Origin of the sequence: Pseudomonas aeruginosa (assembly GCF_001457615.1) — a bacterium.
Lineage (GTDB): Bacteria > Pseudomonadota > Gammaproteobacteria > Pseudomonadales > Pseudomonadaceae > Pseudomonas > Pseudomonas aeruginosa.
Map to the genome: position 1 here is coordinate 5787935 of NZ_LN831024.1, position 12534 is coordinate 5800468.

Below are 12534 nucleotides of genomic sequence, written 5' to 3' on the forward strand. Positions count from 1 at the left end.
GGCCGCCGTCGGTTCCGTCACAGCCCTCCCTGGGCCTGAAGCACGCCATGCGCGGCATCGCCCTTCGGCCTGACCCAGCGCCGGTAGGCGATCACCAGCAAGGCGATCCAGATAGCCCCGACCCACAGGGCCGGGCGGGTGTCCGGGAAATAGCCGAGCACCACGAAGATGAACAGCATGAAGACGATCGCCGCCGCCGGCGCGAATGGCCACAGCGGCACCGGGAACTTCAGCGCGGCGACCTGGCGCGGCCCCATGCGCCGGCGCATGCCGACCTGGGCCAGGAGGATCATCAGCCAGACCCACACGGTGGCGAAGGTGGCGATGGAAGCGATCAACAGGAATACGCTCTGCGGGATCAGGTAGTTCAGCGCCACGCCGAGCAGCAGGGCCACCGCCATCAGCAGCACGGTCATCCACGGCACGCCGTGCCGCGACACCCGCGAGAAGCCGACCGGCGCCTGGCCCTGGCGGGCCATGCCGTAGAGCATGCGACCGGCGCCGAAGATGTCGCTGTTGATCGCCGAAATCGCCGCGGTGATCACCACGACATTTAGGATCGCCGCGGCCGACTCGATCCCCAGGCCGTCGAAGATCTGCACGAAGGGACTGCCGTTGCTGCCGATCTGCTGCCAGGGGAAGATCGCCATCAGCACGAACAGGGTCAGCACGTAGAACAGCAGGATGCGCAGCGGCACCGCATTGATCGCCCGCGGGATCACCCGCTGCGGGTCCTGCGCCTCGCCGGCGGTGATGCCGATGATCTCGATGCCGCCGAAGGCGAACACCACCACCGACAGCGAGGCGACCAGCCCGGCCCAACCGTTGGGCAGGAAGCCGCCGTGCTGCCACAGGTTGTGCACGCCGGTGGCGGACGTCGCCGCGCCGTCCAGGCTGAAGCCGAAGAACATGATGCCGAGCCCGGCGAGGATCATCGCGACGATGGCGCCGACCTTGACCAGCGACAGCCAGAACTCCAGCTCGCCGAAGACCTTGACATGGCAGAGGTTCAGCCCGCCGATGAACAGCACGATGGACAGTACCCAGATCCAGCGCGGCACGTCGGGAAACCAGAACCCCATGTAGATGCCGAACGCGGTGACATCGGCGAGGCAGACGATGATCATCTCGAAAGCGTAGGTCCAGCCGGTGACGAACCCGGCCAGGGGGCCGAGATAGCTGCTGGCGTAATGGCCGAACGAGCCGGACACCGGCTCGTGCACCGCCATCTCGCCGAGCGCGCGCATCACCATGTACACCGCCGCGCCGGCGACCAGGTAGGCCAGCAGCACCGCCGGCCCGGCCATCTGGATGGCCGATGCGGAACCGTAGAACAGGCCGGTGCCGATCGCCGACCCCAGTGCCATGAAACGAATATGACGGGCGTTCAGCCCGCGCCGAAGCCCCGTGTCGTGCGTCATCCCTCGGCTCTCCTGTTGTTGTTCTTGCTGGAGCGCCCCGGCCGAGCGGCCGGGGGCGGGTATCAAAGGCTCGGCAACAGCCGGGCCGGCAGCAGCGCGTTCAGGCAACCGCTGGCGAGCAACTGGCTGGCGGCCTCGATATCAGGGGCGAAGAAGCGATCCTCCTGGTAGTACGGCACCTTGTCGCGCAGCAGGCGGCGAGCCTGCTCCAGCTTCGGCGAACTCTTCAGGCCCTCGCGGAAGTCCAGGCCCTGGCAGGCGCCCAGCCATTCCACGGCGAGAATCCCGCGGACGTTCTCGGCCATCGCCCAGAGCCGTTTGCCGGCGTTCGGCGCCATCGACACGTGGTCTTCCTGGTTGGCCGAGGTCGGCAGGCTGTCGACGCTGGCCGGATGGGCCAGGGCCTTGTTGTCGCTGGCCAGCGCGGCGGCGGTGACCTGGGCGATCATGAAGCCGGAGTTGACCCCGCCGTTGGCCACCAGGAACGGCGGCAACTGCGACATGTGCATGTCCATCATCAGCGAGATGCGCCGTTCCGACAGCGAACCGATCTCGGCCAACGCCAGGGCCAGGTTGTCGGCGGCCATCGCCACCGGTTCGGCGTGGAAGTTGCCGCCGGAGATCACGTCGCCCTCGGCGGCGAATACCAGCGGGTTGTCGGACACCGCGTTGGCTTCGATCTCCAGCACCTCGGCGGCCTGGCGCATCTGGGTCAGGCAGGCGCCCATCACCTGCGGCTGGCAACGCAGCGAATAGGGGTCCTGGACCTTGTCGCACTTCTCATGGGAACGCGCCACCTCGCTGCTGGCGGTGAGCAGGTCGCGATAGGCCGCGGCCACGTCGATCTGCCCACGCTGGCCGCGCGCGGCGTGGATGCGCGCATCGAACGGCGCCCGCGAACCGAGCATGGCCTCGACGCTGAGCCCGCCGCAGACGGTGGCGGCGGCGAACAGGTCCTCGGCCTCGAACAACCCGCGCAGCGCGTAGGCGGTGGACACCTGGGTACCATTGAGCAGGGCCAGGCCTTCCTTCGCCGCCAGGGTCAGCGGCTCCAGCCCGGCCACCGCCAGCGCCTCGGCGGCCGGCAGCCACTCACCGCGATGGCGCGCCCGGCTTTCGCCGATCAGCACCAGCGACATGTGCGCCAGCGGCGCCAGGTCGCCGGAGGCGCCCACCGAGCCTTTCAGCGGGATGTGCGGATAGACCTCGGCGTTGATCAGCGCGATCAGCGCGTCGATCACCTTGCGGCGGATGCCGGAGAACCCGCGAGCCAGGCTGTTCACCTTGAGCAGCATGACCAGCCGCACCATGGCGTCGTCCAGCGCCTCGCCGACGCCGGCGGCATGGGACAGGACGATGGAGCGCTGGAGCTTCTCCAGGTCGGCCGGTGAGATCCGCGTCGAGGCCAGAAGGCCGAAACCGGTATTGATGCCGTAGGCGGTGCGGCCCTCGGCGATGATGTTCTCGACACAGGCGACGCTGGCGGCGACCGGCGCGTCGGCGCTGGGATCCAGGCTCAGGCGCACGGGGGCCAGGTAGGCTTGGCGCAGGTCGGCCAGGGTCAGCTGGCCGGGTTTCAGATGCAGGCTCATCGAAGGCTCCTTGTTCGGTTCGGCGGGCTCGGCAGCGCCGTCCGCCAGCGGCGTTTCATGGGATTGAAGGCGGCCGCGCCGCCCTGGAAATTCGTCTCAGGCCCCGTGCGCGGGACGTTCGAAGGCGCCGGGATCGGCCGGCAGGATCATTCGCGCCGGGGCCTGGCGCGTGGCCTTGCGCCGCGCCACCAGGTAGTAGAGGACCGCCGGCACCAGCAAGCCGATGATCCAGGAGATATCCACGCCGCCGAGGTGCTCGACCATCGGTCCGGTGTACAGCGTGGTCGCCAGGAACGGCATCTGCACCAGCACGCCGAGGGTATAGACGGCGATTCCCGGCAGGTTCCAGCGACCGTAGCGGCCGTCGGGGTCGGCCAGCGCGGGCACGTCATAGCGCTCGCGGGTGATGAAGTAGTAGTCGACCAGGTTCACCGCGCTCCACGGGGTGAAGAAGGTCAGCAGGAACAGGATGAAGGACTTGAACGCAGCGAGGAACGAGTGCTGGCCGAGCAGCGCGATGAGCGTCGAGGCGCCGACGATCACGAGGACGAAGAACAGGCGTTGCAGGCGGGTGATCTCCAGCTGACCGCGTACGCTGCTGATGATGGTCGCGATGCACATGAAGCTTCCGTAGGAGTTCAGCGTGGAAATGGTCACCTTGCCGAAGGCGATGCTGAAGTAGAGCAGCGCGGCGACGGTCCCGCTGCTGCCCAGGCCGACGATGTAGGCCACCTCGCGGCCGGCGAACTGACCGTTGGCCAGGGCTGCGGAGAACACCCCGAGGACCATCGAGGCCTGGGCGCCGAGCACCGAGCCGAGGCCGACGGCGAGGAAGGTCTTCCACGACGAGGTGGACGCCGGCAGGTAGCGTGAATAGTCGGCCACGTAGGGGCCGAAGGCGATCTGCCAGGACGCCGCCAGGGACACCGCGAGGAGGAACGAGGCCCAGCTGAAGTGGCGGATGGCGAGCAGATCGCCGATGTCGCTGAGCAGCATCAGGCGGCTGAACAGGTAGACGAAGGCGATGATGCCGAGGACGCTGGCGATCCGCCCGATGATGTGGATGACGCGATAGCCGAGCACCGTCACCAGGACGATGAAGGCGGCGAAGATGAAGATCCCGGCGCTGTCGCTGAGCCCGGTGAGCTGGCCGATGGCCTGGCCGGAAAGCACCGTGCCGGTGGCGGTGAAGCCCAGGTACATCAGGCACACCAGGGCGATCGGGATGCAGGCGCCGTAGACGCCGAACTGCACCCGGCTGGAAATCATCTGCGGCAGCCCCAGGCGCGGCCCCTGCGCGGCGTGCAGGGCCATCACCGCGCCGCCGAGGAGCTGGCCGATGAGCAGGCCGACCAGCGACCAGAACACGTCGCCGCCGAGGACCACGGCGAGGGCGCCGGTGACGATGGCGGTGATCTGCAGGTTGGCCCCCAGCCAGAGGGTGAACTGGCTGTAGAGGCGGCCGTGGCGCTCGTTCGCCGGGATGTAGTCGATCGAGCGCCGTTCGATCAGTGGCTTGCTGTCGCTGCCCTGGGTCATGCTGCTGTACTCCGCTGCGGCTCGCGCGCCGCCATTCTTGTTGTGGCCTGGTCGGGACAGTGGGCGGCCGCCCCCACGCCCCGCCGGCGTGGAGGCGGTTTTCGAGGTCAGCGCTGGGCGGTGATCATCGGCAGGTTCAGGCCCTGCTCCTTCGCGCAATCGATGGCGACCTGGTAGCCGGCGTCGGCGTGCCGCATCACCCCGGTCCCCGGGTCGTTGGTCAGCACGCGGGCGATGCGTTCGGCGGCCTCGTCGCTACCGTCGCAGACGATCACCATCCCGGAGTGCTGGGAGAAGCCCATGCCTACGCCGCCGCCGTGGTGCAGCGAGACCCAGGTGGCGCCGCTGGCGGTATTCAGCAGGGCATTCAGCAGCGGCCAGTCGGACACCGCGTCGGAGCCGTCCTGCATGGCCTCGGTCTCGCGGTTGGGGCTGGCCACCGAGCCGGAGTCGAGGTGGTCGCGGCCGATGACGATCGGCGCGGACAGCTCGCCGCTGCGCACCATCTCGTTGAAGGCCAGGCCGAGCTTGGCGCGCAGCCCCAGGCCAACCCAGCAGATGCGCGCCGGCAGGCCCTGGAAGCTGATGCGCTCGCGGGCCATGTCCAGCCAACGGTGCAGGTGGGCATCGTCGGGGATCAGTTGCTTGACCTTGGCGTCGGTCTTGTAGATGTCCTGCGGGTCGCCCGACAGCGCGGCCCAGCGGAACGGACCGATGCCGCGACAGAACAGCGGGCGGATGTAGGCCGGGACGAAGCCGGGGAAATCGAAGGCATTGGCCACCCCCTCTTCCTTGGCCATCTGGCGGATGTTGTTGCCATAGTCGAAGGTCGGCACGCCCTGCTGCTGGAACGCCAGCATGGCCCGCACGTGTACCGCCATGGACTGCTTGGCGGCCTTGACCACGGCGGCCGGGTCGGTCTGCGCGCGGTCGCGGTACTCTTCCCAGCTCCAGCCGGCCGGCAGGTAGCCGTTGAGTGGATCGTGGGCGCTGGTCTGGTCGGTGACCATGTCCGGGCGTACGCCGCGGCGAACCAGTTCCGGAAGGATCTCGGCGGCATTGCCCAGCAGGGCGATGGAAATGGCCTTGCCTTCGGCGGTGTAGCGCTGGATCCGCGCCAGGGCGTCGTCCAGGTCCTTGGCCTGCTCGTCGACGTAGCGACTGCGCAGGCGGAAGTCGATGCGGCTCTGCTGGCACTCGATGTTCAGCGAACAGGCGCCGGCCAGGGTCGCCGCCAGCGGCTGGGCGCCGCCCATGCCGCCAAGGCCGGCGGTAAGCACCCAGCGGCCCTTGAGATTGCCGTCGTAATGCTGGCGGCCAGCCTCGACGAAGGTTTCGTAGGTGCCCTGGACGATGCCCTGGCTGCCGATGTAGATCCACGAACCGGCGGTCATCTGGCCGTACATCGCCAGGCCCTTGGCGTCCAGTTCGTTGAAGTGTTCCCAGGTCGCCCAGTGCGGCACCAGGTTGGAGTTGGCGATCAGCACCCGCGGCGCGTTGGCGTGGGTCTTGAACACGCCGACCGGCTTGCCGGACTGTACCAGCAGGGTCTCGTCGTCGTTCAGTTGCTTGAGGGTCTCGACGATCCTGTCGTAGCACTCCCAGTTGCGCGCGGCGCGGCCGATGCCGCCGTAAACCACCAGTTCCCTGGGGTTCTCCGCGACCTCCGGGTCGAGGTTGTTCATCAGCATGCGCAGCGGCGCTTCGGTCAGCCAGCTCTTGGCGGTCAGCGTAGTGCCGCGCGGGGCGCGGATTTCGATATCGCGGAATTTGCTCGGGGTGGTCACGGCAGGCTCCTGGGCGTGGCGTTCAACGGGCGGCGCCCCGCGAGGGTGCGCCTGAATTCTGGGACGAAGCAGAGGTCGGGCTGGGTCTACCGAACACATCTATGCTTGTACATACAAGTATAAGCAAAGGAAGGGCCAATTCTGCCGTCACGCCCTCCGGCGATATCTCCACACCCCCGTGAATCTCATTCAACCCGTTGATTTTTCTGGAATTAAGAATTAGCGAAGGTGGCCTCTTCCCCGGGGGAAGGAACCTGCCGGAACGGCCCTGGATGCACGTGGTCGAAGCGTGCGCGCACCGGTTTGGGGCCTTCGGTAACACCGTTCAGCGCAATTGCGGGTAACCCCAGCCCTGCGCCTGACGCTCGTAGTCGAGGAGAATCCGGTAATGCTCCTCGCCGGCCGGGAGGAAGCTTTTCAGCGCCAGTGTCGCGGCCAGGTGCGGGCACTCGATCAGCGTCAGGTTCAGCGCTTCGAACAGCTCGCGGCGTTGCGCCGCACTCCAGTGCAGCGAGGTGATCAGCGGCAAGGCCGGGCTCGGCGCGCTGCGCCCGAGCACGCGCAGGCCGGCCAGGCGCTCCGGTGCGTGGCGTTGCAGGTAGCCGAAGGTCACTGCATCCACCGAGGTCAGCTCGACCTCACCCGCCGCCACCATCGCCAGGCTGCGCAGGTGGCCGCCGCTGATGCGCACTTCGGCGAAGAACGCCGAGTCTCGCCCCAACGGCGCCAGCGCATGGCGCAGCAGGTTCATGCCGCTGTTGGAGTCGTGGTCGTTGAGCGCCAGGCGGGTATTGCGGAAGTCGCCGAGGCGCTGGCGCGCCTGTCCTTCGGCGGCGACGAACAGACTGCAATGCTCGCCGGGAGCGCAATCGGGCAAGTCGTAGCTGGGCACCGCGAGCACCGCCACCTGGCCGCGCAACTGGGTCATCAGCGGATAGCCGCAGGTCTGCGCGAACAGCAGGTTAGGCTGTCGCCACTGCACCGCCAGATCGGCGGCGGCCGGCGCGTAACGGCGCACGCCCAGGCGCCGGCAGACCTCGCCGATGAAGGTTGCGCCGGCCTGCCTGACGCAGTCCGGCTCGACATACATGTCCAGCGCCGCCACCACCGGGGTATCGATCATGCTCTCGTCCGCCTGCCTTCAATGCTCGGGATGCACCGGCGCATCCACCGGCCGCCAACCGTGGCGCCGCCATAGACGACCATAGCCGGGCAGGTGGAAATCGCCACTGCGTCGCCGGTAGGCACGGCGGCTTGCGTTATACACGCGCGGCAGCAGGTACCAGGGCAGGCCCGGCAGATCGTGGTGGACCAGATGCAGGTTGTTGTTGAGGAACAGCAGCCGCCACGGCCACCCCGCCTCGACCAGCACGCTGCGCTGCGCCGGCTCGCGGGCCGGACGGTGCTCGTAGAAAGAGCGCAGCATGCTCAGGCCGAGGGCCGGATAGGCCACCGCCGGCAGGTACAACCAGGGCGGGATGCCCGCCCAGCGCCAAAGCCCGGCCAGCAACCCGCCCAGCAGCACGGCATGCAGGCCCCACAGGCGCCAGGCGGCGCCCTCTCCCTGGCGCAACCGCGAACCCTCCAGGCGCGCCATCGCCGCCAGGGCCAGCAGCGGGCCGAGGGTGGCGCGACCGAGCAGGGTCTTGTCCAGGCAGAGCCAGCGCCGCCGCCAGGAGCCCAGGCGCGGCCATTCGGACAGACTGACGTAGCGACTCTCGGGGTCCAGCCCCGGGTAGGTCAGTTGCTCGTCGCGGTGGTGCCGCAAGTGGCTGTCACGGTACAGCGGATAGGGATACCAGACGGCCAGCGGCAGGTAGCCGAGCACGGCGTTGAACCTCGGCCAGCGGGTCGGGTGGCCATGGATCAGCTCATGCTGCAACGACATGTAGAGGGAGGCGAACGGCACCAGCCCCGCCAGCACCGGCCAGCCCCAATGCCGATACTGGCTGGCGAGCAGTGCCCAACCGCCGTACAGGCAGGCGATCAGCAGCCAGGTCGGCCATTCGCTGCGCGCCTGGAAGGTATCCTGGAGCCGCCGCACCAGGGTGCGCTGACGCCCGCTCAGGTAGTGCGCCATGAAGGCTGGCGAGGCTTACTTCAGGGAGGTATCGAGGCGCGCGGCGACTTCGGCCGGCACCCAGTGGCTCCAGATTTCGCGATGCTGGCGAAGGAACTGCGCACGCACCTCGCCGACCTCGCGATGATTCTGCGCCATGTCGGCGAGCAGCTCGTTGAACAGCGGCAAGGGGATCTCGACCTTGCGGAACAGCTCGACCAACGCCGGCGCCTTGTCATGGAAATCGCGGGAAACGCCAATGGTGATCTTCGCCGGCAACGAGCGGGAACCGATGGGGTCGGGGTTCTTCGGATCGGACAGGGTGGCCCAGGCCTTCTCGCTGAACGGCGGCTCTTCCAGTTGCACCAGCTTGAAACGGCCCATCAACGGAGTCGGCGACCAATAGTAGAAAAGCACCGGCTCACCGCGCCGGAAGGCCGCACTGATCGCCGCATCCAGCGCCGGGCCGGTGCCGGTGCGGAAGTTCGTGTAGCTGTCCTGCAACCTGTAGGCCTTGAGCTTCTGGCTGTTGACGATCTCGCAGGTCCAACCGGTCGGGCAGTTGTAGAAACGCCCCTTGGCGGGCTCCTCGGGATCGCGGAACAGCGCCTTGTAGCGCGGCAGGTCGGCGACCGACCTCAACTCCGGCGCCTTCGCCTCGATGCCTCGTTGCGGGTCGCCCTTGACCAGGTACTCCGGCACCCACCAGCCCTCGGTGGCGCCCTTCACCGTCTCGCCGACGGAGAACACCTCGCCCGCCTCCTCCGCCGCGCGCCACACCGGGCTACGCCCGGCCCATTGCTCCCCGGTGACCTGGATATCGTTCTGGCGCAGGGCGTTTTCCATGGTCACGGTATTGCCCGGCAGCGCGTCGGTCTCGCAGCCGTAGCCTTTTTCCAGTACGTAGCGCAACAGGTCGGTGGTGAACATGCCGCTTTCCCAGTTCAGCCCGGCGAACACCACTTTGCCCGGGTACGGGCATTCCGCCGCGACGGCGGTCTGGCTGGCGAGGCTGGCGCCCAGGGCGAGGACGGCGAGGATCTGGCGAAGCGGGGGCATGCGGGTCTCCCGGTTGGAGTCGGACGGCATGCGGAACTATATAGGCATTAAAAATATTGGATTAATAACGTTTGATTCTTTTGATAGACAAAAGCGCCTACCCTTTCGGTGTAGACGCTTTTTCCTGGCGGCGCCGGCGAATCACAGCGAATCGAGTTCCACCGCACAGACCCACGCCGGCTCGTGTGCCGTCAGGCGCCAATGCTGCAAGCCCTGCAGTCCCTCGGCGCACAGGCAGTCGTGGGCAGCCAGTTGCCCGCGAGGTTGCCCTTGCAAGGAAATCGCTACCCCGCCCTGCTGGGCGAACAGCAGCAGCGTGCTCGCCGTGCCGTGCCAGTCCAGCTCGCCCTCGACCCGCAGCCATTGCAGGCGCGCGCGATGGCGCCGGGGCGCATAGATCAGGTTGAAGTCGCGGATAGCTCCATCGAGCAGGGTGCAGTGCACCTCGCTGTCGCCGGAAAAGGCGAAGGCCTGCCGCGCGCGTAGCGGCGCGGATTCCGCGCCATCCACCCGCAGGCGCATGCCGCCGCCCTCCAGCACGCTGATGATCCGCTGGTAACCGGCGAAGCGGGAGAAGCCGCCGGACTCGCCGACATCGGCGATCGACAGGCGCCAGCCGAAGCCGTCCAGGCCGTCGCCGCCGTCGCGGGCGATCTCCTCGGTGGAGCCGGCGCCGTTCTTCCACGGCATTCTCGGGTAGTCGACGGCGCGCAGGATGCGGAATTCGCTCATGAGCTGAAGCGTCCTTCCAGACGGTGGCGGGAACCCGGGTGCAGCAGCCGCGCGGCGGTCACCGCGACACGCCCGGACCAGGTGCGGCGGCGGATCAGCAGGCACGGCTCGCCGCGTTCGATCTGCAACAGCTTGCACTCGGCCGGCTCGGCGAGGATCGCCTCGACCACATGCTCGCCCTCGGTGAGCGGCGCCACCTGGGTCAGGTAGGCATAGGGCGTTTGCCGGGTGAAATCCTGCTTGAGGTAGTCCGGCGCCACCGCGGCGTTCACGTAGCGGTCCTCGATCTGCACCGGGATATCGTTCTCGTAGTGCACGATCAGCGAGTGGAACACCCGCTGGCCTTCGCGCACGTCCAGTGCCAGGGCGCGCTCGGGGCCGGCGACCTCCTCGCCGAGGGTGATCACCTGGCAACGATGGCGATGCCCGCGGGCCGCGATCTCGTCGGCGATATTGTGCACCTCGAACAGTGCCGACTGGCCCTTGGGCTCGGCGACGAAGGTACCGACCCCCTGCATGCGCACCAGCAGGCCGTCGCTGGTCAGTTCGCGCAGGGCGCGATTGATGGTCATGCGACTGAAGCCGAGCTGGCTGACCAGTTCGCTCTCGGAGGGCACCCGGTGGTGCGGCGGCCAGGCGCCCGACTGGATCTGGCTGACGATCATCTGCTTGACCCGCGCGTAGAGCGGCGCCGGTACCTCGCCGAGTTGCGAGGCCAGCGGGGAACGATCGGAAGAAGAGGACGTCACGGAGAGACTCCTTGTCGAGGCGTCGATGAAGTGAGTTTACGCACCGCTTAATCGTCTGTATATGTATATACAAATAAAACAGACTGCGTGTGAGCTGATTATGTCCGCAATTTTCGCTGAACGTGCGTTGCTGCCGGAAGGCTGGGCGCGAAATGTCCGTTTCGAGATTTCCGCGGACGGAGTCCTCACCGAGATTCGTCCCGACGCCAACGCCGACGGCGCCGAACGCCTCGGCGGCGCCGTGCTGCCGGGGATGCCCAACCTCCATTCGCACGCGTTCCAGCGCGCCATGGCCGGGCTCGCCGAAGTCGCCGGCAATCCCAACGACAGTTTCTGGACCTGGCGCGAGCTGATGTACCGGATGGTCGCTCGGCTGTCGCCGGAACAGATCGAGGTCATCGCCCGCCAGCTCTATATCGAGATGCTCAAGGCCGGCTACACGGCGGTGGCGGAATTCCACTACGTCCATCACGACCTCGACGGCCGCTCCTACGCCGACCCCGCCGAACTTTCCCTGCGCATCTCCCGCGCCGCCAGCGCCGCCGGCATCGGCCTGACCCTGCTTCCCGTGCTTTACAGCCACGCAGGCTTCGGCGGCCAGCCGGCCAGCGAGGGCCAGCGGCGCTTCATCAATGGCAGCGAGGCCTACCTGGAACTGCTCCAGCGCCTGCGCGCGCCGCTGGACGCGGCAGGCCACTCCTTAGGCCTGTGCTTCCACTCCCTGCGCGCGGTGACTCCGCAGCAGATCGCCACGGTCCTCGCCGCCGGCCACGGCGACCTGCCGGTCCACATCCATATCGCCGAACAGCAGAAGGAAGTCGATGACTGCCTGGCCTGGAGCGGACGCCGGCCGTTGCAATGGCTGTACGAGAACGTCGCGGTCGACCAGCGCTGGTGCCTGGTCCATGCGACCCACGCCGCCCCGGCGAGGTGGCGGCGATGGCGCGTAGCGGCGCGGTGGCCGGCCTGTGCCTGAGCACCGAGGCCAACCTCGGCGACGGCATCTTCCCGGCGACGGACTTCCTCGCCCAGGGCGGGCGCCTGGGCATCGGCTCGGACAGCCACGTCTCGCTCAGCGTGGTCGAGGAACTCCGCTGGCTGGAATACGGCCAGCGCCTGCGCGACCGGAAACGCAACCGGCTGCACCGCGACGACCAGCCGATGATCGGCCGCACGCTCTACGACGCTGCGCTGGCTGGCGGCGCCCAGGCCCTTGGGCAGCCGATCGGTAGCCTCGCCGTGGGCCGCCGCGCCGACCTGCTGGTGCTCGACGGCAACGACCCCTACCTGGCCAGCGCCGAGGGCGACGCCCTGCTCAACCGCTGGCTGTTCGCCGGCGGCGACCGCCAGGTGCGCGACGTGATGGTGGCCGGCAGATGGGTGGTGCGCGACGGCCGGCATGCCGGGGAAGAACGCAGCGCACGGGCGTTCGTCCAGGTGCTGGGGGAACTGCTCGACTGACCCTGCGCAGCGGCGGACAACCGCGTTGCGCTTATCCGCCCCACTCGTTCGAGCCGTCGGGCGCTAAACGCCGATACTTCCCACGCCAGCCGCCAGGCGTGAACGGCGCTGGAAAGAAAAAACGCCCCGGCGGGC

Annotated in this window: 9 protein-coding genes and 1 pseudogene; 1 reads left to right on the forward strand and 9 read right to left on the reverse strand. The window is 68.0% G+C overall.

Annotation, left to right across the window (positions count from 1 at the left end):
- Window positions 1–17: 17 nt before the first annotated feature.
- From AT700_RS26545 to hutC, 9 genes are all read right to left on the reverse strand, one after another.
- On the reverse strand, window positions 18–1421 hold the full coding sequence (locus AT700_RS26545) for an amino acid permease (protein WP_015503788.1): 1404 nt from the start codon (window positions 1419–1421) through the stop codon (window positions 18–20).
- A 62-nt stretch (window positions 1422–1483) separates the two neighbouring features.
- Window positions 1484–3013: a histidine ammonia-lyase gene (hutH, locus tag AT700_RS26550; RefSeq protein WP_003095952.1), complete on the reverse strand. Its 1530-nt coding sequence runs from the start codon at window positions 3011–3013 to the stop codon at window positions 1484–1486.
- Between the two features lie 96 nt (window positions 3014–3109).
- The gene (locus AT700_RS26555) at window positions 3110–4552 is read right to left on the reverse strand and encodes a purine-cytosine permease family protein (RefSeq protein WP_031640881.1); all 1443 of its coding nucleotides are present in this window, start codon (window positions 4550–4552) and stop codon (window positions 3110–3112) included.
- Window positions 4553–4659: 107 nt separating this feature from the next.
- On the reverse strand, window positions 4660–6339 hold the full coding sequence (hutU, locus tag AT700_RS26560) for a urocanate hydratase (protein WP_003095958.1): 1680 nt from the start codon (window positions 6337–6339) through the stop codon (window positions 4660–4662).
- A 325-nt stretch (window positions 6340–6664) separates the two neighbouring features.
- Complete coding sequence (locus tag AT700_RS26565; protein ID WP_009314428.1) at window positions 6665–7462, reverse strand: phosphate/phosphite/phosphonate ABC transporter substrate-binding protein; 798 nt, start codon at window positions 7460–7462, stop codon at window positions 6665–6667.
- An 18-nt stretch (window positions 7463–7480) separates the two neighbouring features.
- Complete coding sequence (locus tag AT700_RS26570) at window positions 7481–8419, reverse strand: fatty acid desaturase (protein WP_003141830.1); 939 nt, start codon at window positions 8417–8419, stop codon at window positions 7481–7483.
- Window positions 8420–8434: 15 nt separating this feature from the next.
- Window positions 8435–9457, reverse strand: a complete 1023-nt coding sequence (locus tag AT700_RS26575; protein WP_003101766.1) for an ABC transporter substrate-binding protein — start codon at window positions 9455–9457, stop codon at window positions 8435–8437.
- 141 nt (window positions 9458–9598) lie between these two features.
- Window positions 9599–10189 (reverse strand): HutD family protein, encoded by a 591-nt coding sequence (locus AT700_RS26580; protein ID WP_003095969.1) that lies wholly within the window; start codon window positions 10187–10189, stop codon window positions 9599–9601.
- Window positions 10186–10938 (reverse strand): histidine utilization repressor, encoded by a 753-nt coding sequence (hutC, locus tag AT700_RS26585; RefSeq protein WP_003095970.1) that lies wholly within the window; start codon window positions 10936–10938, stop codon window positions 10186–10188. Before hutC ends, AT700_RS26580 begins: the two co-directional genes overlap by 4 nt.
- 100 nt (window positions 10939–11038) lie before the next feature.
- Between hutC and AT700_RS26590 the strand changes: the two are divergent.
- Window positions 11039–12399, forward strand: a pseudogene (locus tag AT700_RS26590) (formimidoylglutamate deiminase).
- Window positions 12400–12534: the final 135 nt, after the last annotated feature.

Bases quoted from the DNA above. Each gene is read 5' to 3' on its own strand.
- AT700_RS26545 (WP_015503788.1), bottom strand. From the start codon at position 1,421: ATGACGCACGACACGGGGCTTCGGCGCGGGCTGAACGCCCGTCATATT.
- hutH (WP_003095952.1), bottom strand. From the start codon at position 3,013: ATGAGCCTGCATCTGAAACCCGGCCAGCTGACCCTGGCCGACCTGCGC.
- AT700_RS26555 (WP_031640881.1), bottom strand. From the start codon at position 4,552: ATGACCCAGGGCAGCGACAGCAAGCCACTGATCGAACGGCGCTCGATC.
- AT700_RS26565 (WP_009314428.1), bottom strand. From the start codon at position 7,462: ATGATCGATACCCCGGTGGTGGCGGCGCTGGACATGTATGTCGAGCCG.
- AT700_RS26570 (WP_003141830.1), bottom strand. From the start codon at position 8,419: ATGGCGCACTACCTGAGCGGGCGTCAGCGCACCCTGGTGCGGCGGCTC.
- AT700_RS26575 (WP_003101766.1), bottom strand. From the start codon at position 9,457: ATGCCCCCGCTTCGCCAGATCCTCGCCGTCCTCGCCCTGGGCGCCAGC.
- AT700_RS26580 (WP_003095969.1), bottom strand. From the start codon at position 10,189: ATGAGCGAATTCCGCATCCTGCGCGCCGTCGACTACCCGAGAATGCCG.